The 22,415-nt window shown below is 68.0% G+C and carries 22 protein-coding genes and 2 pseudogenes; 20 read left to right on the top strand and 4 right to left on the bottom strand.

The window, feature by feature from the left end:
* The first annotated feature begins 97 nt into the window (after window positions 1-97).
* The gene (locus EV691_RS03235; RefSeq protein WP_131298880.1) at window positions 98-2,164 is read left to right on the top strand and encodes an EAL domain-containing response regulator; all 2,067 of its coding nucleotides are present in this window, start codon (window positions 98-100) and stop codon (window positions 2,162-2,164) included.
* 116 nt (window positions 2,165-2,280) lie between these two features.
* A pseudogene (locus EV691_RS03230) lies at window positions 2,281-2,927 on the top strand (zinc-binding dehydrogenase).
* A gap of 13 nt (window positions 2,928-2,940) precedes the next feature.
* On the opposite strand, the gene serB reads toward EV691_RS03230, so the two are convergent.
* Window positions 2,941-4,155 carry a phosphoserine phosphatase SerB gene (serB, locus tag EV691_RS03225; protein WP_131298881.1) on the bottom strand — a complete coding sequence of 405 codons (1,215 nt, stop codon included), beginning with the start codon at window positions 4,153-4,155 and terminating at the stop codon, window positions 2,941-2,943.
* Window positions 4,156-4,323: 168 nt separating this feature from the next.
* On the opposite strand from serB, the gene EV691_RS03220 reads away from it, so the two are divergent.
* The 6 genes and pseudogenes from EV691_RS03220 to EV691_RS03200 all read left to right on the top strand — a co-directional run bounded on the left by EV691_RS03220 (window position 4,324) and on the right by EV691_RS03200 (window position 9,100).
* On the top strand, window positions 4,324-5,985 hold the full coding sequence (locus EV691_RS03220) for an AhpA/YtjB family protein (protein WP_131298882.1): 1,662 nt from the start codon (window positions 4,324-4,326) through the stop codon (window positions 5,983-5,985).
* Between the two features lie 422 nt (window positions 5,986-6,407).
* The gene (locus EV691_RS03215) at window positions 6,408-6,821 is read left to right on the top strand and encodes a DUF350 domain-containing protein (RefSeq protein WP_039805987.1); all 414 of its coding nucleotides are present in this window, start codon (window positions 6,408-6,410) and stop codon (window positions 6,819-6,821) included.
* 6 nt (window positions 6,822-6,827) lie between these two features.
* Window positions 6,828-7,394 (top strand): DUF1190 domain-containing protein, encoded by a 567-nt coding sequence (locus tag EV691_RS03210; RefSeq protein WP_131298883.1) that lies wholly within the window; start codon window positions 6,828-6,830, stop codon window positions 7,392-7,394.
* A pseudogene (locus EV691_RS03205) lies at window positions 7,394-8,377 on the top strand (glutathionylspermidine synthase family protein). Before EV691_RS03210 ends, EV691_RS03205 begins: the two are co-directional and overlap by 1 nt.
* Before the next feature lie 166 nt (window positions 8,378-8,543).
* Window positions 8,544-8,705, top strand: a complete 162-nt coding sequence (locus EV691_RS23245) for a hypothetical protein (protein ID WP_165493855.1) — start codon at window positions 8,544-8,546, stop codon at window positions 8,703-8,705.
* A 224-nt stretch (window positions 8,706-8,929) separates the two neighbouring features.
* Window positions 8,930-9,100 (top strand): con-10 family general stress protein, encoded by a 171-nt coding sequence (locus EV691_RS03200; protein WP_039805990.1) that lies wholly within the window; start codon window positions 8,930-8,932, stop codon window positions 9,098-9,100.
* A gap of 40 nt (window positions 9,101-9,140) precedes the next feature.
* Here the strand turns inward: EV691_RS03200 and EV691_RS03195 are convergent, their stop codons facing one another.
* Both EV691_RS03195 and EV691_RS03190 read right to left on the bottom strand, forming a co-directional pair.
* The gene (locus tag EV691_RS03195) at window positions 9,141-10,328 is read right to left on the bottom strand and encodes an acetyl-CoA C-acyltransferase (RefSeq protein WP_131298884.1); all 1,188 of its coding nucleotides are present in this window, start codon (window positions 10,326-10,328) and stop codon (window positions 9,141-9,143) included.
* A 46-nt stretch (window positions 10,329-10,374) separates the two neighbouring features.
* On the bottom strand, window positions 10,375-11,139 hold the full coding sequence (locus EV691_RS03190) for an SDR family NAD(P)-dependent oxidoreductase (RefSeq protein ID WP_131298885.1): 765 nt from the start codon (window positions 11,137-11,139) through the stop codon (window positions 10,375-10,377).
* A gap of 91 nt (window positions 11,140-11,230) precedes the next feature.
* Between EV691_RS03190 and msrP the strand changes: the two genes are divergently transcribed.
* From msrP to EV691_RS03135, 11 genes are all read left to right on the top strand, one after another.
* Window positions 11,231-12,244 (top strand): protein-methionine-sulfoxide reductase catalytic subunit MsrP, encoded by a 1,014-nt coding sequence (gene msrP / locus EV691_RS03185; RefSeq protein ID WP_131298886.1) that lies wholly within the window; start codon window positions 11,231-11,233, stop codon window positions 12,242-12,244.
* The gene (msrQ, locus tag EV691_RS03180; protein ID WP_131298887.1) at window positions 12,244-12,846 is read left to right on the top strand and encodes a protein-methionine-sulfoxide reductase heme-binding subunit MsrQ; all 603 of its coding nucleotides are present in this window, start codon (window positions 12,244-12,246) and stop codon (window positions 12,844-12,846) included. The genes msrP and msrQ overlap by 1 nt, the downstream gene beginning before the upstream one ends.
* Before the next feature lie 226 nt (window positions 12,847-13,072).
* Complete coding sequence (locus EV691_RS03175) at window positions 13,073-13,984, top strand: glutamate/aspartate ABC transporter substrate-binding protein (protein ID WP_131298888.1); 912 nt, start codon at window positions 13,073-13,075, stop codon at window positions 13,982-13,984.
* A 63-nt stretch (window positions 13,985-14,047) separates the two neighbouring features.
* A complete protein-coding gene (locus EV691_RS03170) occupies window positions 14,048-14,791 on the top strand; it encodes an amino acid ABC transporter permease (protein WP_131298889.1) in 744 nt (247 codons plus the stop codon).
* Window positions 14,788-15,456 (top strand): amino acid ABC transporter permease, encoded by a 669-nt coding sequence (locus tag EV691_RS03165; RefSeq protein ID WP_207390213.1) that lies wholly within the window; start codon window positions 14,788-14,790, stop codon window positions 15,454-15,456. Before EV691_RS03170 ends, EV691_RS03165 begins: the two co-directional genes overlap by 4 nt.
* Window positions 15,453-16,187, top strand: coding sequence for an amino acid ABC transporter ATP-binding protein (locus tag EV691_RS03160; protein WP_131298891.1), 735 nt, complete (start codon window positions 15,453-15,455; stop codon window positions 16,185-16,187). The genes EV691_RS03165 and EV691_RS03160 overlap by 4 nt, the downstream gene beginning before the upstream one ends.
* 11 nt (window positions 16,188-16,198) lie before the next feature.
* A complete protein-coding gene (locus EV691_RS03155) occupies window positions 16,199-17,296 on the top strand; it encodes a type II asparaginase (RefSeq protein ID WP_131298892.1) in 1,098 nt (365 codons plus the stop codon).
* A gap of 76 nt (window positions 17,297-17,372) precedes the next feature.
* Complete coding sequence (locus EV691_RS03150; RefSeq protein ID WP_131298893.1) at window positions 17,373-17,678, top strand: MazG-like family protein; 306 nt, start codon at window positions 17,373-17,375, stop codon at window positions 17,676-17,678.
* Window positions 17,675-18,433: a methyltransferase domain-containing protein gene (locus EV691_RS03145; protein WP_131298894.1), complete on the top strand. Its 759-nt coding sequence runs from the start codon at window positions 17,675-17,677 to the stop codon at window positions 18,431-18,433. Before EV691_RS03150 ends, EV691_RS03145 begins: the two co-directional genes overlap by 4 nt.
* Window positions 18,434-18,503: 70 nt before the next feature.
* Window positions 18,504-19,106, top strand: a complete 603-nt coding sequence (locus tag EV691_RS03140; RefSeq protein WP_131298895.1) for a DUF4136 domain-containing protein — start codon at window positions 18,504-18,506, stop codon at window positions 19,104-19,106.
* A 232-nt stretch (window positions 19,107-19,338) separates the two neighbouring features.
* Complete coding sequence (locus EV691_RS03135) at window positions 19,339-19,896, top strand: DUF4136 domain-containing protein (protein ID WP_207390214.1); 558 nt, start codon at window positions 19,339-19,341, stop codon at window positions 19,894-19,896.
* Window positions 19,897-19,943: 47 nt separating this feature from the next.
* Here EV691_RS03135 and EV691_RS03130 read toward each other — a convergent pair whose 3' ends face one another.
* Window positions 19,944-20,987, bottom strand: a complete 1,044-nt coding sequence (locus EV691_RS03130; RefSeq protein WP_278250238.1) for a patatin-like phospholipase family protein — start codon at window positions 20,985-20,987, stop codon at window positions 19,944-19,946.
* Between the two features lie 1,081 nt (window positions 20,988-22,068).
* Here EV691_RS03130 and EV691_RS23240 point away from each other — a divergent pair.
* Window positions 22,069-22,236, top strand: a complete 168-nt coding sequence (locus EV691_RS23240) for a hypothetical protein (protein WP_165496563.1) — start codon at window positions 22,069-22,071, stop codon at window positions 22,234-22,236.
* Window positions 22,237-22,415: the final 179 nt, after the last annotated feature.

The following is a 22,415-nucleotide window of genomic DNA, read 5'->3' as shown; positions in this document are numbered from 1 at the left end:
GATTCCGCCAACCCCTGTTCCGCGGTGAGCGGGTCGGAAAAAGCCTCGAACGGCTTTCGGCGGCCTGTGACCGCCCTGCGCCGATTCTGTCCCCGCCATGGCCATCGAGAAGAAAACCGTCCGCCTGCTGATTCTGGAAGACTCGCAGAACGAAGCCGAGCGCCTGGTCAGCCTGTTCCGCAACGCCGGCCGCGCCACCCGGGTGCACCGCCTGACCTCCAGCGAGGACCTCACCGAGTCCCTGCAGCAGACCTGGGACCTGCTGATCGCCGCACCGCACAGCGAAAACCTCAGCCCCGCCGAGGCGATCGCCATCATCCGCCGCCAGGCCAGGGACCTCCCCATTCTCCAGTTGCTGCCGGACAACGACTCCGACGCGATCACCGAGGCCCTCGCCCTCGGCGCCCGGGACGCCCTGCCCCAAGGCGAGGACGAGCGCCTGATCCTGGTCGCCAACCGCGAGCTGGCCAACCTGGAGGAGCGGCGCGCCCGGCGCAGCGCGGAAATCGCCCTGCGCGAGGCGGAAAAACGCTGCCAGCTGCTGCTCGACAGCTCGGTGGACGCCATCGCCTACGTGCACGACGGCATGCACATCTACGCCAACCGCGCCTATCTGGAGCTGTTCGGCTACGAGGAGGCCGACGAGCTGGAAGGCCTGCCGATGATCGACCTGGTCGACGGCCGCGACCAGGCCGCGTTCCGCGACTTCCTGAAGCACTATGGCAGCGGCCGCGGCGAAAGCGTGCTGCAGTGCCGTGGCGTCACTGCCGCAGGCCGCCCGTTCCGCATGCGCATCGACCTGTCGCCGGCCAGCTACGACGGAGAGCCCTGCATCCAGGCGGTGCTGCGCGCCGAAAGCATGCAGAGCGAGCTGGAAGAGAAGCTGCGCGAGGTCAGCAGCCAGGACCGGGTCACCGGCCTGTTCAACCGCAACCATTTCCTCGAGCTGCTGGATGCCGCCTGCGCCCGCGCGGCCAACGCCGGCCAGCCGTCCTGCCTGGCCTACCTGCGCCTCGACCGCTACGCCCAGCTGCATGCCGACCTTGGCCTCGCCGGCATCGACCAGTTGCTCGCCGACCTGGCCACCCTGCTGCGCGGTGCGTTCCCTGCCGACGCCCTGCTGGCCCGTTTCGCCGACGATGCCTTCGCCGTGCTGCAGTCCGGCCTGACGCCGGAACAGGCGCAGGGCAGACTCGCCGCCCTGCTCAAGAAGGTCGAAACCCACCTGTTCGAAGTCGCCGACCGAACCGTGCAGCTGACCCTGTCGATCGGCGCTGCCGGCCTCGACAAGACGACGCCCAAGGCCCAGGAGGCGATCGAGCGCGCCCATCGCTGCGCCGATGCGCTGGCCGACGGCAACACCCTGAAGCTCTACGATCCGCTCGAGGCGCTGGCTGCCGAGGCCAGCCGCGGCAGCGTCGTCGCCATGCTCCGCCATGCGCTGGAGACGGACAGCTTCCGCCTGCTGTTCCAGCCGATCATCAGCCTGCAGGGGGACAGCACCGAACACTACGAGGTCCTGCTGCGCCCGATCGATCCCCAGGGGAAGGAGCTGCTGCCCGCCGATTTCCTCGCCGCCGCCAGCGAAGCCGGCCTCGCCGAAACCCTGGACCGCTGGGTGATCCTCAATGCCATCCGCCAGCTTGCCGCGCACCGCGCGCACGGCCGCGACACCCGCCTGTTCGTCCACCTGTCCGCCGCCAGCCTGCAGGACCCGACGCTGCTGCCCTGGCTCGCCACGGCGCTGCACGCGGCACGGCTGCCCGCCGCGGCACTGATCCTGCAGCTCGACGAGGCCGATGCGACCGTCTACCTCAAGCAGGCCAGAGCCCTGGCCGAAGGGCTCGCCGAACTGCGCGGCAAGAGCGCGCTGATCCACTTCGGCTGCACCCTCAATCCGTTCAACACGCTCAAGCACCTGCCGGTGGACTACGTCAAGGTCGACGACTCCTTTACCCGGAGCCTCGCCGAGGAAGAGGGCCGGGAAAACCTCAAGTCCCTGCTGGCCAGCCTGCATGCGCAGTCCAAGCCGAGCATAGTGCCGGGCATCGAGAACTCCAGCGTGCTGGCGACGCTCTGGCAGGCCGGGGTCAGCTACATTCAGGGGCATTATCTGCAGACGCCAGGCCCGGCGATGGACTACGAGTTCTCCAGCGAGGCGTAGCGACCCGCTCCTGCGCGGGCCTGCGCCGCATGTCCGCGGTTGAGCTGGGTCCGGACTTCGGACAAGGACATGCGGCTAGACTGCCGAAGCCACTTCGCTCCGGAAAGGAGACCGCCATGCCCCTGATGAAAGCCGCCGTGCTCGTCGAGCCCGGTCGGATCGAGCTGCGGACAAGCCCATCCCCGACGTCGGGCCGAACGATGCCCTGCTGCGCATCACCACCACCATCTGCGGCACCGACGTGCACATCCTCAAGGGCGAGTACGTGCCGGTGCCGGACGGCCTGAGCGACGAGCAGGTGCTGATGTACCCGGACATCATGTCCATCGGCTTCGCCGGCGCCGACGTCACGCTCAACTTCCGCGAAGTGGACGTGGTCGAGGAGCTTCTCAAGCTGACCGGCGGGCGCGGGGTGGACGCCACGATCGAGGCGCTGGGCACGCAGACCACCTTCGAGAGCGTCGAGAGCGCCCTGCGCGTGCTCAAGCCGGGCGGCACCCTGTCCAGCCTGGGCGTCTACTCCAGCGACCTGAGCATTCCCCTCGGCGCCTTCCACGCCGGCCTCGGCGACAACCGCATCGTCACCTCGCTGTGTCCCGGCGGCAAGGAACGCATGCGCCGCCTGCTCAACGTGGTCGCCTCGGGGCGCGTCGACCTCAAGCCGCTGGTCACCCACCACTACCGGCTGGACGACATCGAAGCCGCCTACGACCTGTTCGCCCACCAGCGCGACGGCGTGCTCAAGGTGGCGATCAAGCCGTAGGACGCCGCGGGCCTCAGACGCCCGGCTCGCGGTCCCGGTAGCCGAGCAGATAGAGGATGCCGTCCAGGCCGAGGTTGGAAATCGCCTGCCTGGCCGACTGGCGGACCAGCGGCTTGGCGCGGAAGGCCACGCCGAGGCCGGCCAGGCCGAGCATCGGCAGGTCGTTGGCACCGTCGCCGACGGCGATGGTCTGCTCCAGGGACAGCCCCTCCTGCTCGGCCAGCTGGCGCAGCAGGTCGGCCTTGCGCTGGCCGTCGACGATCGGCTCGACGGCCACCCCGGTGACCTTGCCGTCGACGATTTCCAGCTCGTTGGCGAACACGTAGTCGATGCCCAGCTTGGCCTGCACCTGGCGGGCGAAATAGGAGAAACCGCCGGAGAGGATCGCCGTCTTGTAGCCCAGACGCTTGAGTTCGGCGAACAGCACCTCGGCGCCCTCGGTCAGGCGCAGCGAGGCGCCGATCTCCGCCAGCACGTCCTCCGGCAGGCCCTTGAGCAGCGCCAGGCGCTCCTTGAAGCTGGCGCGAAAGTCCAGCTCGCCGCGCATCGCCCGCTCGGTGATGGCCGCGACCTGCTCGCCGATACCGGCGGCCTTGGCCAGCTCGTCGATCACCTCCGCCTCGATCAGCGTCGAGTCCATGTCGAACACCGCCAGACGGCGGATGCGGCGGAACACCGTGTCGAGCTGGAAGCCGATGTCGACGTTCAGCTCCTGGGCCGCCAGCAGGAACTCCGCACGCAGTGCCGCCGGATCGGCCGGCTCGCCGCGCACCGAGAACTCGATGCAGCCCTTGCTGCGCGCTTCCGGCGTGCCCAGGGCCAGGCGCCCGGAAAGACGGTCGATCTGGTCGATCTCCAGCCCGTAGCGGGCGGTGATCGCGCTGACCCGCTCCAGCTGCGCGGCGGTGACCCGGCGCGTCATCAGGGTGACGATGTAGCGCGGCTTGCCCTGGCCGGCGACCCAGGCCTGGTAGTCGGTCTCGGAAACCGCAGTGAAGCGCACCTGCTGCTCCAGGGCGTGGGCGACGAACAGCACCTCCTTCTGCAACGCCGCCAGCTCGCCGTCGGCCGGGATCTCGACCAGGATGCCGAACGACAGGGTGTTGTGGACGACCGCCTGGCCGATATCGAGGATACCCACCCCGCACCGGGCCAGCGCGCCGGTGATGGCCGCGGTCAGGCCGGGACGATCCGCCCCGGTGATGTTGATCAGGACAATTTCGCGCAAGGCGCCGTCTCCCATGGCAAAGAAGGCGGCATTCTAGCAGGCCCCGCCGTGCCGGGCGCTTCCCGGCCGGGCGCCAACCCCGTCGGGCGGTTTCCCCCCGTCAAGCCTTACGGCACCCCCCCGGCATTCCGTATACTGCCCGCCCGTCCGTCTCAAGAGCCGCGATCAGTGAACCGGCCCGCATCCGTCAAGCCCGACAACTTCTTCGTCCTGCTGTTTCGCGCCCTGACCCAGCGGCGCGTCCCAGTCTCCCTGCGCATCGTCAGCCACAGCCTGGTGCTGGTGATCCTGGCGCTGGCCCTCTATTCCTGGCTGGTCGGCCTGCAGGTGCGCCAGACCATGCACGAGCAGGCCGACGCCCTCGGCCAGACGCTGACCACCCAGACCGCGGCCTCGGCCAGCCAATTGCTGGTGGCCAACGACATTCTCAGCCTCAATGTGCTGCTGGGCAACCTGACGAAGAACCCGCTGGTCGCCCACGCGGCCGTCTACAACGCGGACAACCACCTCCTCGCCGAGACCGGCAGCCGTCCGCCGCGCATGCCGCCGGAAGGCGATCCCAGCCTCCACGCCCGGCCCATCACCTTCCAAGACAGCGTCACCGGCCACCTGCGCATCGTCCTCAACATGCCGCAGTTCCGCGAGCCGTTCATCGTCGGCCTGCGCAACATGGGGCTGATCGGCCTGGGGTTGCTGTTCCTGACGCTGATCCTCGGCCTGCGCCTGGGCTATGGCATCTCCACGCCGCTGCTGCAGTTGCGCGTCTGGCTGCGCGATCTGGACGACCATGCCCCCGGCGCCGAGCGCCAGGACGAGATCGGCGACCTGGCCCGCCAACTGGAGACCCGCCTGGCGCCAGAGCGAGCGGCCCACCCCGCCCTCGACGAGCTGGAGGACGACGAGCTGTCGCTCGACCCCGAGGTGGCTCCGCCTGCCAGCGCGGCGCCCCGCCCGGCAATGGCCGGGAAAGCGGTGCCCCGCTCCCAGCCGTTCGACAGGCCGCAGCCGCCCACCGTCGAGGTGGCGAAACGCGGCGTGGCGATGCCCGGCGTAGCGACGCCCGGTCGGCCGGCTGCAGGGCCGCTGCCGCGGCCCCTGTCCGGGCTGCACGCCGACAGCCGGCTGGATGATGAAGACGAAGACCCGCCGCTGCGCCGGCTGGCCCCGGAGGTCGACGACGAGCCCTGCTTCAGTCCGGCGCTCGACGAGGATTTTGCTCCCGCTCCCGCGCCTGCGCCCGCAGCACATCGCCAGGCCCGTGAAAGCGCCGTGCTGGCCATCCAGCTCGGCCCCCTGGACCAGTTGCGCAGCCTGTCCCGCGGGCAACTGGCCGAGCTGCGCCGACGCTATCGCGACAGCCTGGAGCAGGCCGCGGCCTTCTACGGCGGCGAACTGCACCCGCTCGATGAAGATGGCGGACTGCTGCTGTTCCACCGCCGCGAGTGCGGCGACGACTACCTGGCCAACGCCATCTGCTGCGCCGAACTGCTGCGCTCGCTGAAATCCGAACTGGAACTCGAGGCCGCCGGCGGCGCCAGCCTGCAGCTGCAGCTCGGCCTGGCGCGCGGCGAGAACCTCGCCGGCCTCGGCCAGGCGGCCCTGCTGCTCAGCCCGGGCGGCCAGTCCGCGCTGACCCTGGCGCAATACAGCCACAACGTCCTGCTGCTCGAACAGCAGATCGGCGAGGATCCCGCGGTCCGTCTGTGCGTGCGCCTGCGTCCGCTCGCCACGCCGGAGGGCGGCGCCAGCATCGAGCGCCTGCTCGAGCCCTACCCCGCCGAGCTGGCCGGCCAGCTGGCCCGCCTGCGCGAAGAGCTGCAGAGCTACTGACCCTGCTCCGCCGCAGCCGGGCCTCCCCGGCTGCGGCGGCGACAGAATTCGATTCGCCTCACATTTACCGCAAGCGGCCACAGCCGCCGATTGCCGGAGCCGCGGCGGCTGGCTAGGGCCTGTTGACGTTTTGGCATAGGCCGCGACGGAGGCCCGTCTGGCGCAGAACAAGGAACGAGGAGAGAAGTTTGGTCATTCCAAATGAACGACGAGAGACGCCGTGCTGCGCCAAACGGGCCCCGTCCCTTCGGGTTGCACGGCAAATGCCGCCATGCGGCGTTGCGGGTCTTGGCAAGGGAATGACCATTGCCGGCGACCCGCACCTTGCCTGGCGGCATTTGGCGCGGCAACGCGGCTCACGCCAAAACGTCAACAGGCCCTAGGGTTCGGCCCACCGAAACCGCCCCCGAGGAAGCGCCCCGATGCCCGATGCCATTGCCTTCTACCTCGCCGGGCTGCCGGCCTTCGTACTCTATTTCGGCCTGGGCGCGCTCCTGCTGGTCCTGTTCGGCCTGATCTACACCACCCTCACCCCGCATCGCGAGTGGCGACTGATCCGCGCCAACGTGCCGGCCGCCGCGCTGGCCTTCGGCGGCAGCCTGCTCGGCTTCGTCCTGCCGCTGGCCAGCGCCATGCGCGAGTCGGTCAGCCTGTTCGACTTCCTGCTCTGGGCCCTGGTGGCGCTGCTCGTCCAACTGGTCACCTTCTGCCTGCTGCGCCTTCTGGTCCCCGATCTGGGCCGGCGCATCAGCGACAACGAAATGGCCAGCGCCATCCTGGTGGCCCTGGTCTCCGTCGCCGTCGGCGTGCTGAATGCTGCGGCCATGAAGGGCTGAGCGGGCATGAAGCGCAGCAGAACCCTGCGCCTGGTGCTGATCGGCAGCACCCCGCTGATGCTCGCCGGCTGCGAACCGTCGCGCCCCGGCTACCTGTACCGCGACCCGGCCTCGTGCATCGCCGCCGCGGTCTTCGATCGCTCGATCTGCCAGCACGAGTTCGAGCTGGCCCGCGCCGCCCATCTGCAGAGCGCGCCGCGCTACCGCTGGCGCGGCGACTGCGAGACCGACTTCGGCGCCGGCCGCTGCGAGCCCGCCCCCTACAACACCGGCCTGTACATGCCGCTGATGGCCGGCTACCTGGTGGGCCGCGAACCGCCACGCGAGGAGCAGAGCGGCAGTGGCGGCGGCACGGCCGGCGGGGGCAGTGCCCGGCGCACCTTCGCCAGCCAGCCGCTGTACCGCAGCCTCGACGATGCGCAGCACTTTCGCAGCGCCGACAACCTGCGGGTCGGCTCGCGCGAGGGCCTGCCCCACGTCGACGCCGATGTCACCCGCAGCCCGGCGCCGAGCGTCGTCAGCCGCGGCGGCTTCGGCAAGAGCGCCGCCCGCCTGTCGAGCTTCGGCAGCTGATGCAGCGGATCGCCCTGCGCGAGCGCCCGGACTGGCGCGCCCAGGCCGAACGGCTGGGCTTCGCCTTCCACACCTTCGACGGCGAACCCTACTGGGACGAAAGCGCCGCCTACCGCTTCTCCCTGCGGCAGATCGAGGAGGATCTCGAGGCGCCGACCGAGGAACTGCACGCCATGAGCCTGGCGCTGGTCGAGGAGGTCGTCGCCAGCGAGGCGCTGCTCGAGCGTCTCGGCGTGCCCGCCTTCTTCCGCGAGCACCTGGCCGCCAGTTGGCGGCGCCGCGAACCGCACCTCTACGGGCGGCTGGACCTGGCCTACGAAGGCCAGGGCCCGGCCAAACCAAGCTGCTCGAACTCAACTACGACACGCCCACCGCCCTCTACGAGGCGGCCTTCTTCCAGTGGCTGTGGCTGGAGCAGCTGCGTCTCAGCGGCGAGCTGCCTGCCGCCGCCGACCAGTTCAATTCGATCCAGGAATGCCTGTTCGAGCGCTTCGCCGGCCTCGCCGTGCAGCAGCCGCTGTACTTCGCCAGCGTGCGCGACTCCCGGGAGGATCGCGGCACGATCGACTACCTGCGCGACATCGCCACCCCGGCCGGCCACGACGCCCGCCACATCGCCATCGAGGACATCGGCCTGGACCGCGCCGGCGGCTTCGTCGACCTGGACGAGCGGCACATCCCCACGCTGTTCAAGCTCTACCCCTGGGAGTTCCTGCTGGAAGAGGACTTCGGCCCGCGCATCGCCGGCGCCTTCACGCGCTTCATCGAACCGCCGTGGACGGCCTGCGCCTTTGCGTACCCGGCCCCTACGGCGGCGCCGCGGTGCACCAGGCCTGCACCTGCTGCCCTGCTTCGCCGGCCAGCACCCGGTGATCGGCAGCTGGGTGGTGGGCGACCGCGCCTGCGGCATCGGCATCCGCGAGGACGCCAGCCCGATCACCCAGGACAGCTCGCGCTTCCTGCCGCATTTCATCCTCGACTGAGCGCCGCCCTCGCCCGGCCGAGACGAGCCGGCCGGCTCAGCCACGGCCTCCGCCGGTCAGCCGCGTTTTGACAGCCGACGCCCCGCCAGCTAGACAGGAAAACAACAGGCAGCTAACAAATGCGCTACCGGCGCCGTCATTTACTGGGCACTTACAGGTGAACAACATGAAGAAGAACACCACGCTCGACCCGAAGAAACACCTCGAACCTGGGCTGGAAATCCACAGCTGCGAAGACCTGCTGGAGACCTCCCAGCCCCGCGTCCCGGGCGACTGGCGCCTGTCACGCTCGGACAAGCCGCGGCGCACCTGGCGCCTGAGCAAATAGCCCGTCCCCTCGTGGCTCCCGCGCCCGCGCGGGAGCCAACTCCACCGCCGGCTCTCCCGATCCAGCCGACCGCTCGTCGTACCCGCTGCTACCGTCCATCCGCTGCCCGACCCTTCGCCGGAAAAACCGGAACTCTGCCAGTGGGCCTCTCTCAGTAACTGTGCAGCCAGGCGCTCGTCGCTCGCCCAGACTGCGCACCCCATCAGCACGCAAGGAGAGAGGCCATGCCCAAACACGCCAATCCCGGAAACTTCGCCAACGACCCTGAACGGGCCGCCGCGGCCGGCCGCAAGGGTGGGCACAACAGTGGCGGCAACTTTGCCAACGATCCGAAGAAAGCCTCCGAGGCCGGCCGCAAGGGGGGCCGCAACAGTCACGGCGGCGGTCGACACTGACTGTCCTGGCCCACAGGCGGGAGCGCCAGGCTCCTGCCTGTCAGGCCATTTCCACGGCCATCGCCGTCGCCTCGCCACCGCCGATGCACAGGCTGGCGATACCGCGCCGCCCGCCGCTGCGCCGCAGGGCGCCCAGCAGACTGACCAGGATCCGCGCACCGCTCGCGCCGATCGGATGCCCCAGGGCGCAAGCACCGCCATGGACGTTGACCCGCTGCGGATCGAGCGCCAGGTCGCGGATCGCCGCCAGGGTCACCACCGCGAAGGCCTCGTTGATCTCCCACAGATCGACCTCGCCGACCGTCCAGCCGGTCCGCTCCAGCAGACTCTGCATGGCGCCGACCGGCGCGGTCGGGAACAATCGCGGCTCATGGGCATGGCTGGCATGGCCGACCACAGTCGCCAGCGGCGCCAGCCCGAGCCGCCCGGCCGTGGAGCGGCGCATCAGCAGCAGCGCGGCGGCGCCGTCGGAGATCGAGCTGGAGTTGGCCGGGGTCACCGTGCCGCCCTCGCGAAAGGCCGGCCTGAGTTCGGGAATCCGCTCCAGACGGACCTTCGACGGCTGTTCGTCGTGCTCGACCCGCACCTCGCCGCGGCGCCCGGTTAGCGTCACCGGCGTGATCTCCCAGGCGAAGGCGCCGGATTCGATGGCCGCCCGGGCACGGCACGTCGAGGCGATCGCCCAGGCGTCCTGCTCCTCGCGGCTGAAGCCGTAGCTGGCCGCGCAGTCTTCGGCGAAGGTGCCCATCAGCCGGCCGCGGTCGAAGTAGGCATCCTCCAGGCCGTCGAAGAACATGTGGTCGAGCGCCTGCCGGTGTCCGAGCCGGTAGCCGCCGCGCGCGCCGGGCAGCAGGTAGGGTGCGTTGCTCATCGACTCCATGCCGCCGGCCAGCATGACCTCGGCGCTGCCGGCGAGCAGCAGATCGTGGGCCAGCATGGCGGCCTTCATCCCCGAGCCGCAGACCTTGTTGACCGTGGTGCAGCCGACCGACAGCGGCAGGCCGGCGGCGATCGCCGCCTGGCGGGCCGGCGCCTGGCCGAGGCCGGCGGGCAGCACGCAGCCGAGGAACAGCTCCTGCACCCGCTCGCCGGCAACGCCGGCCCGCTCCAGCGCCGCACGCACGGCGACGCCGCCCAGCTCTGGAGCGCTCAGCCCGGAGAGTTCGCCCTGGAAGGCGCCAAGCGGCGTGCGGGCGGCGGAAACGATGACAACCGGATCTTGGGACATGGGAGGCCCTCGCTATCAGTGATTGACGAAAGAAGGAGTGGAGCCCCTAACGGGCGGCCATGCGGATTGCGCCGTCCAGGCGGATGACCTCGCCGTTCAGGTACGGGTTGGCGAAGATGTGCTCCACCAGCGCGGCGAACTCCGCGGGCCGGCCCAGCCGCGCCGGAAACGGCACCATCTGGCCCAGCGAGGCCTGCACCTCGGCCGGCATGCCCAGCAGCATCGGGGTTTCCATGATCCCGGGGGCGATGCACATGACCCGGATGGCGTGGCGGCCGAGTTCGCGGGCCAGCGGCAGGGTCATCGCCACCACGCCGCCCTTGGAGGCGGCATAGGCGGCCTGGCCGATCTGCCCGTCGAAGGCCGCCACCGAGGCGGTGTTGACGATCACCCCGCGCTCGCCCTCGACGTCCGGCTCGACATCGCGCATGATCGCGGCGGCCAGGCGGATCATGTTGAAGCTGCCCAGCAGGTTGATCTCCAGGGTACGGGCGAAGGTCTCCAGGGCATGCGGCCCCTCGCGCCCGACCAGCCTCTCCGCCGGGGCGATGCCGGCACAGTTCACCAGGCCGCGCAGGCTGCCCATGCCGACGGCGGCGGCGAAGCAGGCGCGGGCGCTGTCGGCGCTGGTCACGTCGGTTGCCACGAAGCGCGCGCGCTCGCCCAGTTCCGCGGCCAGCGCGGCGCCGGCCTCGCGGTTGACGTCCGCCAGCACCACCCGGCCGCCCCGCTCGACGATCAGCCGCGCCGTCGCTGCCCCCAGTCCGGAGCTTCCCCCGCTCACCACGCACACACTGTCCCTGATCTGCATGGGCTTTCCTCCCTGTCCTGACGTAAAGTCTAGCCTTGCTCCAGCCCGGCGTGCCGAGCCCCGCGCGCCGGCTCCGTCCGAGAGGCCGACCATGCTGATCCAGATCCCGCCCTGCTCGCACTGCCCGCCCTCCGAGATCACCCCGGAGTCCGTCTACCTGTCGCGCCGGCGCGTTCTCGGCGCCGGGGCCGTGGCGCTGGGCGCCGCCGCCCTGCCCGCCTGGGCCCGTGCCGGCGAGGCGGCCCGCTATGCCGGGGTCGAGCCGGGCAACCCGCCGGCCTGGTTCACCGGGAAGCTGCCGGATACCCGCTGGCAGGCGGTCGAGGCGCCAGGCGAGGCGCTCACGCCGTATCAAGACGCCAGCCACTACAACAATTTCTACGAGTTCGGCCCGGACAAGGGCGATCCGGCGGCGAACGCCGGCCAGTTGCCCACCGAGCCCTGGACGGTGCGGATCGACGGCGAGGTCGGCAAGCCGGGCCAGTATGCCCTGGAGGAGCTGGTTCGCCCGCACGCGCTGGAGGAGCGCATCTACCGCCTGCGCTGCGTGGAAGCCTGGTCGATGGTGATCCCCTGGGTGGGCTTTCCCCTCGCCGAGTTGCTCAAGCGCGCCGAGCCCACCGGCAATGCTAAATACGTGGCCTTCGAGACGCTGGTCGATCCCGAGCACATGCCCGGCCAGCGCTCGCGCTTCGCCCTGCTCGACTGGCCGTACCGCGAGGGCCTGCGCCTCGACGAGGCGATGCACCCGCTGACCCTCCTCGCGGTGGGCATGTACGGCCGCGTGCTGCCCAACCAGAACGGCGCGCCGCTGCGTTTGGTGGTGCCCTGGAAGTACGGTTTCAAGAGCATCAAGTCGATCGTGCGCATCAGCCTGACCGGGCGCCAGCCCTTCACCAGCTGGCAGAACCGGGCGCCCGGGGAATACGGCTTCTACGCCAACGTCAACCCCAGCGTCGATCACCCGCGCTGGACGCAGAAGCGCGAACGGCGCCTGCCGAACAGCCTGTTCAGCCCCAATCTGCGCGACACCCTGCCGTTCAACGGCTACGCCGAGGAAGTCGCCGGCCTCTATGCCGGCATGGACCTGAGCAAGGACTACTGATGAAGCATCCGCTCTGGCGCTCCGCCGTGTTCGTCGCGGCCCTGCTGCCGCCGCCCTACTGGCTGTACCAGGCGTGGACCTTCGCCCTCGGCCCGGACCCGGGCAAGGTGCTGCTCGAACGCCTCGGCCAGGGCGCCCTGCTCCTGCTGCTGCTGACCCTCTGCCTGACCCCGCTGCAGCGCGCCACGCACTGGAGCGGCTGGGCGCTGGTGCGTCGCCAGCTCGGCCTGTGGTGCTTCGCCTACGCCTGCCTGCACCTTCTGGCCTACCTGGTCTTCGTCCTCGGCCTGGATTTCGCCCAGCTCGGCGACGAGCTGCGCAAGCGTCCCTACATCCTGGTCGGCGCGCTGACTTGGTGCGCCCTGCTGCCGCTCGCCCTCACCTCGAACCGCTTCAGCATGCGCCGCCTGGGGCGCCGCTGGAAACACCTGCACCGCCTGGCCTACGCCGCCCTCGGCCTGGCGCTGCTGCACATGCTCTGGGTGGTCCGCTCGGACATCGGCCAGTGGCTGCTGTATTGCGCCTGGGCGCTGCTCCTGCTGGCCCTGCGCCTGCCCGGCGTGGGGCGGCGGCTCGGCCGTAGGGCCGGCGGCGCCCCGTAGGGCGGGGGAAACCCCCGATCCCGGTGCAGCCCCAGGCCATGTCCGGCGGGTTTCACCCGCCCTACCGCCCCCGGAAAAATTCCTTTCGAATCATGCGGATAAAATAAAATCCGCCATTCTGCCCGACTGGCACGCATTCTGCCCTTAGACTTGAAGCCAGGCGGCAGAGCCTCCTCGAGGGATCGGGCTGTCGCCTTCAGCCAAACAACGAGTAGAGGAACCACTCATGCGCATCGCCTCCTGCCTGCTGGGCAGCGCCCTGGCCGTCGCCCTGTCGTCCGGCCCGGTCGTCGCCGCGGAAGAACTCAGCGGCACGCTGAAGAAGATCAAGGACACCGGCACCATCACCCTGGGCCACCGCGACGCTTCCATCCCCTTTTCCTACCTGGGCGGCACTTCCCGCGAGCCGATCGGCTATTCCCACGACCTGCAGCTCAAGGTGGTCGAGGCGCTCAAGCAGCAGCTCGGCCTGCCCGAGCTGAAGGTTCGCTACACCCTGGTCACCTCGCAGAGCCGCATTCCGCTGGTGCAGAACGGCACCGTCGACCTCGAATGCGGCTCCACCACCAACAACGTCGAGCGCCAGCAGCAGGTCGCCTTCTCGGTGGGCATCTTCGAGGTCGGCACCCGCCTGCTGACCAAGAAGACTTCCGGCATCCAGAACTTCGCCGACCTCAAGGGCAAGAACGTGGTGACCACCGCCGGCACCACCTCCGAGCGCCTGCTGCGCTCGATGAATGTCGAGAAGCAGATGGGCATGAGCATCATCGCCGCCAAGGACCACGGCGAATCCTTCCTGATGCTCGAATCCGGCCGCGCGGCGGCCTTCATGATGGACGACGCCCTGCTCTACGGCGAAATGGCCAAGGCCAGAAAGCCCGACGACTGGGCGGTGGTCGGCACGCCGCAGTCCTTCGAGATCTACGCCTGCATGCTGCGCAAGGGCGATCCGGCCTTCAAGAAAGCGGTCGACGATGCGCTCATCGCCACCTACCGCTCGGGCGAGATCAACGCCATCTACGATAAGTGGTTCCTCCAGCCGATTCCGCCCAAGGGCCTGAACCTCAACTTCCCGATGAGCGACGAGCTGAAGAAGCTGATCGAAGTCCCGACCGACAAGTCGGCCGAAGAGATGTAACCCGCGTCCTGCGCGGAAACACGCCGCGCAGGGCCTCCCCCCGCTCGACAGAGAGAAAACTCCATGGATTACAACTGGGACTGGGGCGTGTTTCTCAGATCCACCGGCATCGGCGACGAGATCTACCTCGACTGGTTCGTCGCCGGCCTCGGCTGGACCGTCGCCGTCGCCCTGGCCGGCTGGATCTTCGCCCTGCTGCTCGGCTCGCTGCTCGGCGTGCTGCGCACCCTGCCGAACCGCTGGCTGTCCGGCCTGGCCACCGCCTACGTGGAGCTGTTCCGCAACGTGCCGCTGCTGGTGCAGCTGTTCATCTGGTACTTCCTGGTGCCGGACCTGCTGCCCGAGCCGCTTGAACTGTGGTTCAAGCAGGACCTCAGCCCGGCCACCTCGGCCTACCTCAGCGTAGTGGTGTGCCTCGGCCTGTTCACCGCCGCGCGGGTCTGCGAGCAGGTGCGCACCGGCATCCAGGCGCTGCCCAGGGGACAGACCGCCGCCGCCCTGGCGCTGGGCCTGCGGACCGGCCAGATCTACCGCCAGGTGCTGCTGCCGCAGGCCTTCCGGATCATCATCCCGCCGCTGACCTCGGAATTCCTCAACATCTTCAAGAACTCCTCGGTGGCCTCGCTGATCGGCCTGATGGAGCTGCTGGCGCAGACCAAGCAGACCGCGGAGTTCTCCGCCCACCTGTTCGAGGCCTTCACCCTGGCCACGCTGATCTACTTCACCCTGAACATGAGCCTGATGCTCGTCATGCGCCGGATCGAGAAGAAGGTCGCGGTGCCGGGCCTGATCGCAGGAGGCAAGTGATGGATTTCAGCTCGATCCCCGCCGCGCTGCCGGCGCTCTGGGAGGGCATGCAGACCACCCTGCTGCTGCTCGTGCTCGGCGTGCTCGGCGGCGTGCTGCTGGGCACCCTGCTGGCGATGCTGCGCCTTTCGCACAACCCGCTGCTGGCCGGCATCGCCGCCACCTACGTCAACTACTTCCGCTCCATCCCGCTGCTCCTGGTGATCACCTGGTTCTACTTCGCGGTGCCCTTCGTGCTGCGCGAGATCACCGGCGAGGACACCCCGGTGGGCGCCTTCGCCTCCTGCCTGGTGGCCTTCGTGATGTTCGAGGCGGCCTACTTCTGCGAGATCGTCCGCGCCGGCATCCAGTCCATCCCGCGCGGTCAGATGAGCGCCGCCCAGGCGCTGGGGATGACCTACGGTCAGAGCATGCGCCTGATCATCCTGCCCCAGGCGTTCCGCAAGATGACCCCGCTGCTGCTGCAGCAGAGCATCATCCTCTTCCAGGACACCTCGCTGGTCTACAGCGTGGGCCTGATGGACTTCCTCAACGCCGCCCGCTCGCGCGGCGACATCGTCGGCCAGCCCCACGAACTCCTGCTCGTCGCCGGCCTGGTGTACTTCATCGTCAGCTTCGCCGCCTCGCAGCTGGTCAAGCGTCTGCAGAAAAGGTTAACTCCATGATTTCGATCCGCAACGTCAGCAAGTGGTATGGGGACTTCCAGGTCCTCAGCGACTGCACCACCGAGGTGCGCAAGGGCGAGGTGGTGGTGGTCTGCGGGCCGTCCGGTTCCGGCAAGTCCACCCTGATCAAGTGCGTCAACGCCCTGGAGCCCTTCCAGCAGGGCGACATCGTCGTCGACGGCACCTCCCTCGCCGCTCCGAAGACCGACCTGCCGAAGCTGCGCGCCCGGGTCGGCATGGTCTTTCAGCACTTCGAGCTGTTCCCCCACCTGACGGTCACCGAGAACCTGACCCTCGCGCAGATCAAGGTGCTCGGCCGCGACAAGGCGGAAGCCACCGAGAAGGGCCTGGCGCTGCTCGACCGGGTCGGCCTCAAGGCCCACGCCCACAAGCATCCCGGCCAGCTCTCCGGCGGCCAGCAGCAGCGCGTGGCGATCGCCCGCGCGCTGGCCATGGACCCGGTGGTGATGCTGTTCGACGAGCCGACCTCGGCGCTCGACCCGGAAATGGTCAACGAGGTGCTCGACGTGATGGTCCAGCTCGCCCAGGAAGGCATGACCATGATGTGCGTGACCCACGAGATGGGCTTCGCCCGCAAGGTCGCCAACCGGGTGATCTTCATGGACAGCGGCAGCATCGTCGAGGATTGCGCCACCGAGGCATTCTTCGGCGACATCTCGGCGCGCAGCGAGCGTGCCCGGCAGTTCCTCGCCAAGATCCTCCCGCACTGAGGCAGCCAGCCATGAAGCACCTTCTGAACGCCCTCGGCCCGGCCCTCTTCGCCCTGACCCTGCTGCTCCCGCCCGGCCTGCACGCCGAAGAGCCCGCGCCGACCGAAGCGGCGCGCCAGCTGCCGCGGGTGGTGATCCTCGCCACCGGCGGCACCATCGCCGGCGCCGGCGCCAGCGCCGCCAACAGCGCCACCTACCAGGCGGCCAAGGTCCCGGTCGAGCAGTTGCTCGCCGGCGTGCCGCAACTCGCCGAGCTGGCCGCGGTGCGCGGCGAGCAGGTCCTCCAGCTCGCCTCGGAAAGCTTCGCCAACGAGCAGCTGCTGACGCTCGGCCGGCGCGTCGCCGAGCTGGCGGAGAATCCCGAGGTCGACGGCATTGTCATCACCCACGGCACCGACACCCTGGAGGAAACCGCCTACTTCCTCACGCTGGTGGAGCGCACCGACAAGCCCATCGTACTGGTCGGCTCCATGCGCCCGGGAACCGCCCTGTCCGCCGACGGCGCGCTCAACCTGTACAACGCGGTCGCCGTGGCCGGTAATCCGGCATCGCGCGGCAAGGGCGTGCTGGTGACCCTGAACGACGAGATCCACTCCGGGCGCGATGTCAGCAAGGCGCTGAACATCAAGACCGAAGCCTTCAAGAGCCCCTGGGGGCCGCTGGGCATGGTGGTCGAAGGCAAGAGCTACTGGTTCCGCCTGCCGGCCAAGCGCCACACGCTGAATTCCGAGTTCGACATCCGGCAGATCACCAGCCTGCCGCGGGTGGACATCGCCTACGCCTACGGCAACCTCGACGACACCGCCTACCGGGCCTTCGCCGGCGCCGGGGCCAGGGCGATCGTGCATGCCGGCACCGGCAACGGCTCGGTCGCCGCCCCCGTGGTGCCGGCCCTGCGGGCGCTGCGCAAGGAGGGGCTGCAGATCATCCGCGCCTCGCGCGCCGACCAGGGCGGCTTCGTCCTGCGCAATGCCGAGCAGCCGGACGATAAATACGACTGGGTGGTCGCCCACGACCTCAACCCGCAGAAGGCGCGCATCCTCGCCATGCTCGCCCTGAGCAAAACCCAGGACAGCCAGGAGCTGCAGCGGATCTTCTGGGAATACTGAGCGATGCGGGCGGTGCCGCACTTGCGGCCCGCCCGCTGCGGGTCGAAGCTATGCGCCTTTGCGCCGGAGCCCCGCCATGAACACCGCCGAACTCACCCGCCGCCTGCACGCCATCCGCGACGCCAACGACTGGCGACGCTTCCACAGCCCGAAGAACCTGGCGATGGCCGCCAGCGTGGAAATGGCCGAGCTGGTGGAAATCTTCCAGTGGCAGAGCGAGGACGAATCCCGCACCCTGCCCGCCGACCAGCTGGCCCATGCCGGCCAGGAGATCGGCGACGTGGTCCTCTACCTCCTGCTGCTCTGCGCCGAACTCGGCCTGGATATGGACGAGGTGGTGCGCGCCAAGCTGGCCGACAGCGAACGGCGCTTCGCCCGATGAGCGACCGCCACTTCGACGACCTGGCCCTGCGTTTCGCCGAGAAGATCTACGGCGGCGCCAAGGGTGCGATCCGCCTCGCCGTGCTCCAGGCCGACCTGAGCGAGGCACTGCCGGAACGTCCGCTGCGGGTGCTCGACGTCGGCGCCGGGCTCGGCCACATGGCGCTCTGGCTGGCCGAACGCGGCCACCAGGTGACCCTCGCCGAGCCGGCCGCGCCGATGCTCGACGCCGCCCGCGAACGCTTCGCCGCCGCCGGCCAGCCCGCCACCTTCCTCCAGGCGCCCTGGCAGGAACTGCTCGGCCGGCTCGACGAACCCTTCGATCTGGTGCTCTGCCACGCCGTACTGGAATGGCTGGCCGAGCCGCACCATATCCTCCCGGTGCTGCACCAGCTCACCGCGCCCGGTGGCTGGCTGTCGCTGGCCTTCTACAACAAGGACGCGCTGATCTACCGTAACCTGCTCAAGGGCCACTTCCGCAAGCTGCGCAAGGAACGCTTCGCCGGCGAAGGGCGCAGCCTGACCCCGCAGCGCCCGCTCGACCCGCGCGAGTTGAAGGCCGCGATGGAAAGCGCCTGGCAGATCGACAGCGAAAGCGGTGTGCGGGTGTTCCACGACTACATGCCGGCGGAGTTCCAGGCCAAGGCGGAACTGCTCGACCTGCTGGAAATGGAACTGGCCTACCGTCGCCACCCGGCCTTCGCCGGCCTCGGCCGCTACCTGCACTGGCTCTGCCGGCCGCACCCGGCTTGCTAAGCTGAAAAGAAATGGCCGCCCCGCGCCACCCACGGTCCCGCCGAAGCCTGGGCGCCGCCGAGGAATGCCCATGCACCGCCTGGCCGCACTGACGCTCTGCATCGCGCTCGGCGCCTGCCAGAGCCCCAATCCCTATCGCGCCGAGTCCGCGCCCCTGCCCCCGGCGCCCGAGGCTGCCGGGGCCGTCGAGCCCGGCGTCTATCCGGCCGCCCCGCGGGACTACGCCGGCTACCGCGACTGGGCCTGGCTGGACGACCGCCCGCCGGGCGGCGGCGCCGGCCTGGAGGCCGGCCAGGTGCAGGAAGCGCTGTCCGCCGAACTGGACCGCCGCGGCCTGCGCCCGGTCCGTCCGGGCGCGACGGCAGACCTGCAGGTCGCCGCGCGGCTGGAGCTGGAATGGCGCATCCGCGCCTACGAGGATTACTACGGCAGCCTCGCCGGCTACTACGGCTACGGCCACTACTGGGACCGCTACGGCGCCTGGGGCGCGGTGCCCATCGTCCGCCACTACCAGGAACAGGTGCTGGTGGTGCATGTCGAGCTGGTCGACGGCGCCGACGGCCAGCGGGTGTGGAGCGGCAGCGGCGAGGCCAGCGTCGAGGACGGACAGACCGGCCGCGCCAAAGCTCTTCACCAGGCGGCCCGCCGCGCCTTGGACGGCTTTCCGCCGTAGCCAAGGCCAGAGCCTGCTATAAATATTTAAATATCAATTAGTTACGGTTAATTTTCCGAACAGCACCGCCTCGGAAAAATCCTTGCTCATCGATTGGTTATAGATTGGTTAATCACAAACTTTAGATTGGACAGCGACACCGCCCTTCCCCCTCTGGGAAATCGGCCGGAGCGAGGGGAACCACGCCAGCGACGGTCGATCCGCCGCGCGCGCCGCCACCGGAGAAACCACCATGCGAACCCGTCTGCTGCTGCCCCTTCTGCTGCTGCTCGCCGCCTGCCAGAGCGTCCATCTCGAACGCGACTTCGACCCCGAGCGCGACTTCGGCGCCTACCGCACCTGGAGCTGGCAGGAGCCGGCGCTGCAGTACCGCCCCGCCGACCCGCGCCTGAGAAGCGACCTCACCGAACAGCGCATGCGCGCCGCCGTGGCCGACCAGCTCGACCAGCGCGGCCTGCGCCAGGCACCGCCCGGCAGCGCGGGCGACTTCCGGGTGCAGGTCTGGCTGATCGTCGACCAGCGCCAGAGCCAGGTCACCACCTACTCCGGCGGCTACTGGGGCAACCCCTGGTACGGCTACTGGGGCGGCCCCGGCTATGGCGAGACCCGCACCTACGACTACCAGGTCGGCACCCTGCAGATCGACTTCTACGACAGCCGCGACGACAAGCTGGTCTGGCGCGGCAGCGCCCAGCAGACCCTGCGCAGCGGCCCCTACTCCCCCGCCGAGCGCACCCGGATGATCCGCGAAACCGTGGCCAAGGTACTCTCGCAGTACCCGCCGCATTGAGCCTGTAGAGGCTGCGGGCGCCGGCCGGACGGCCGGCGCCCTATCCGTCAAACCCCTTCCAGCAGGGTATCCAGATCCAGGGTCGAACGCCGGCCCAGATCGGCGCGATGAGCCTCGAGGAAGCCCTCGGCCGCATGTCGTCCCTGGTCGCGCAGCATGGTCAGAAACGCCCACTCCCCGTTCAGCTTCGAGGAATAGCCCAGTTCCAGCAGCACGTCGCTGGAGATACGATGAATCCGCATCGACGCCCAGCGCGCGCTTTCGTCATCGCCCAGGCAGACCATCTGACGCAGCAGCGCGATCATCTTCAGCTCCTTGAGCAGCACGGAGTTGAAGGAGACCTCGTTGAGGCGGCTGAGGATGTTGCGCGCCGAGCGCGGCGTGCCGGGACGCTCGATGGGATTGATCTGCACCAGGATGGTGTCGCTCGACTCGCACTCGCGCACCAGCGGGGTGATGGTCGGATTGCCAGCATAGCCGCCGTCCCAGTAGGCATCGCCGTCGATCTCGATGGCCTGGAACATGTTGGGCAGACAGGCCGACGCCAGCAGCGCATCGATTGTCAGATCAGTGTTGCGGAACACCCGTCCGCGGCCGGTACGCACGTTGGTCGCGGTCACGAACAGCTTGATCGGCCCCTCGGCCAGATGCGCGAAATCGATGGATTCGGCGAGGATGGTGCGCAGGGGGTTGGTCCCGCCCGGGTTCAGGTCGTAGGGCGAGAACAGCCGCGCGACCATGTCCATGGTCAGGAACGTGGGCGAGTAGTCCAGGGTCCAGCGCCCGAACAGCACATCGAGTGGGCCGCGCCGGAAGGGGCTGAACTGCGAGGCCCTCGACACCCGGCGCCAGAACGCCTCCAGCGCACGACGGGCCCCCTCCGCCCCGCCCTTGGCATAGCCGTCCACCAGGACGGCCGCATTCATGGCTCCGGCCGACGTGCCGGAAATGCCATCCAGTTGAAGTTTCGGCTCTTCAAGCAGCCGGTCGAGCACGCCCCAGGTAAAAGCTCCGTGGGCACCGCCTCCCTGCAGCGCAAGGTCCACACGCAAGGGACCCTGTGATGTCCTGCCTGGTACTGGTGAAGGCATGGCTTCCCCCCAAAACAGCGACAAAAGGAATGGGTCCGGGCAATGCCGCACGCAGACAACCCGACCCGCTTTTTATTGGCGATAAATGACACAAAACGTGAAACATCTTACTTAAAATCCATTCCGATATTACTAAATCCTGGAAATACCGACAGACGGTTATAAGGGGAAGCCGAAAGCTTCTATTCGCCACTATTGCCGCCCAGGTACTTTGCTGACAGGCATGCCGCCTGCACTCAATCAGGGCATGACTGACGTGCGCCGAAAGGCCCAATAACAGCCAAATGCCATTGGAACAGTGGGCAACTCGAAAAAGTGACCGGGTGTAAATACTCCAAGTCCTCTCCTTGTCGGCAAGAGCCAACCTGGCTTGCTGATGGCGATAAGCGCAAAGGCATGCCATCAGCATCGCAGACCCTATGCAGCCTGTTTCCCTGAGCGCCCCAGGCAAGCGAAAGCCCAAACAAGGCTGTTCGATCACCTCAAACATTGACAGCACAATGCATGAGTGCCTGTTTGCCCGATTGAGGGATATCGTTCGTCGGCGCTCACCAGGTATCGCTCGTCCGCACACTGCACCGCTCATGGCTGTGCTTTACGCACCCCCCCTACTCGGGCACAGACATTTACTCTATCAGCTACGCAGAACCACCTGAATGACATCGAGCGCCAAAATAATGTCAAATAGACATCATCCGCATGAAAAAACGACAGAAACTATGGCACTTTTATGTCATTGCGATACCATAGCAATGGTGATTAGCCATAGTTGATTATGGCCATCAATGCGACATCATCGAGGGGGGGGGGTAAATCATGTCTTTCTGCCATAACCCGTTGCAGCCAAGCATCTGGAGATGCCGCAACACCGGGCATCAATCCGGCCTCGCGTAGAAATCCTGGTAACGATTGCCGTGACAGTACGTCTGCGTACTGAGGCAGATGGCATGCCAACGCTCAGGCTTGCCAATAAAAGGCGAACAGGGAAAACCTCGAGCCTTGTCAACTCAACGACGTTTGAAAGACCGATAACAACATCAAACAAAAATTAAAAAATTAGCCTTAGAAGGGGAGGAATAGCATGATCAATGATTATATGAAAATCATTGCATCAATTGTGCAAATCTCAACTGCGTGCAAGGTGACTGATGATTCAGGGCTGGATTACTTGTGCTTTGGTCTTGATAGCGACACTCTGTATCAACTGCTTGATACTTGGAGTAAAAAGCGACCTGCAGGAGCAAATTAACATCTTGAGGGAGGAGTTGCGCGCAACAAGGACATCGCTCGACATTACGCAAACCAAGAACCACAATTCAAAACTCCACAAACATCAGCAATATTTTGAAATCCCTGAATTTCCGAGAATCGAAAAAAGAATCCACTTTTAACCCTCGCCCCATTTACAAGAGAGGAAAAGCCCGTAAC

Source organism: Azotobacter chroococcum, assembly GCF_004339665.1.
Taxonomy (GTDB): domain Bacteria; phylum Pseudomonadota; class Gammaproteobacteria; order Pseudomonadales; family Pseudomonadaceae; genus Azotobacter; species Azotobacter chroococcum.
This window is presented reverse-complemented; position numbering and strand designations above follow the sequence as displayed.

What these genes read in the sequence shown, in the direction of transcription:
- EV691_RS03235 (WP_131298880.1), top strand. Translation starts at nt 98, where the DNA reads ATGGCCATCGAGAAGAAAACCGTCCGCCTGCTGATTCTGGAAGACTCG.
- EV691_RS03215 (WP_039805987.1), top strand. Translation starts at nt 6,408, where the DNA reads ATGCCCGATGCCATTGCCTTCTACCTCGCCGGGCTGCCGGCCTTCGTA.
- EV691_RS03210 (WP_131298883.1), top strand. Translation starts at nt 6,828, where the DNA reads ATGAAGCGCAGCAGAACCCTGCGCCTGGTGCTGATCGGCAGCACCCCG.
- EV691_RS23245 (WP_165493855.1), top strand. Translation starts at nt 8,544, where the DNA reads ATGAAGAAGAACACCACGCTCGACCCGAAGAAACACCTCGAACCTGGG.
- EV691_RS03200 (WP_039805990.1), top strand. Translation starts at nt 8,930, where the DNA reads ATGCCCAAACACGCCAATCCCGGAAACTTCGCCAACGACCCTGAACGG.
- EV691_RS03195 (WP_131298884.1), bottom strand. Translation starts at nt 10,328, where the DNA reads ATGTCCCAAGATCCGGTTGTCATCGTTTCCGCCGCCCGCACGCCGCTT.
- EV691_RS03190 (WP_131298885.1), bottom strand. Translation starts at nt 11,139, where the DNA reads ATGCAGATCAGGGACAGTGTGTGCGTGGTGAGCGGGGGAAGCTCCGGA.
- msrP (WP_131298886.1), top strand. Translation starts at nt 11,231, where the DNA reads ATGCTGATCCAGATCCCGCCCTGCTCGCACTGCCCGCCCTCCGAGATC.
- msrQ (WP_131298887.1), top strand. Translation starts at nt 12,244, where the DNA reads ATGAAGCATCCGCTCTGGCGCTCCGCCGTGTTCGTCGCGGCCCTGCTG.
- EV691_RS03175 (WP_131298888.1), top strand. Translation starts at nt 13,073, where the DNA reads ATGCGCATCGCCTCCTGCCTGCTGGGCAGCGCCCTGGCCGTCGCCCTG.
- EV691_RS03170 (WP_131298889.1), top strand. Translation starts at nt 14,048, where the DNA reads ATGGATTACAACTGGGACTGGGGCGTGTTTCTCAGATCCACCGGCATC.
- EV691_RS03160 (WP_131298891.1), top strand. Translation starts at nt 15,453, where the DNA reads ATGATTTCGATCCGCAACGTCAGCAAGTGGTATGGGGACTTCCAGGTC.
- EV691_RS03155 (WP_131298892.1), top strand. Translation starts at nt 16,199, where the DNA reads ATGAAGCACCTTCTGAACGCCCTCGGCCCGGCCCTCTTCGCCCTGACC.
- EV691_RS03150 (WP_131298893.1), top strand. Translation starts at nt 17,373, where the DNA reads ATGAACACCGCCGAACTCACCCGCCGCCTGCACGCCATCCGCGACGCC.
- EV691_RS03145 (WP_131298894.1), top strand. Translation starts at nt 17,675, where the DNA reads ATGAGCGACCGCCACTTCGACGACCTGGCCCTGCGTTTCGCCGAGAAG.
- EV691_RS03140 (WP_131298895.1), top strand. Translation starts at nt 18,504, where the DNA reads ATGCACCGCCTGGCCGCACTGACGCTCTGCATCGCGCTCGGCGCCTGC.
- EV691_RS03135 (WP_207390214.1), top strand. Translation starts at nt 19,339, where the DNA reads ATGCGAACCCGTCTGCTGCTGCCCCTTCTGCTGCTGCTCGCCGCCTGC.
- EV691_RS03130 (WP_278250238.1), bottom strand. Translation starts at nt 20,987, where the DNA reads ATGCCTTCACCAGTACCAGGCAGGACATCACAGGGTCCCTTGCGTGTG.
- EV691_RS23240 (WP_165496563.1), top strand. Translation starts at nt 22,069, where the DNA reads ATGATCAATGATTATATGAAAATCATTGCATCAATTGTGCAAATCTCA.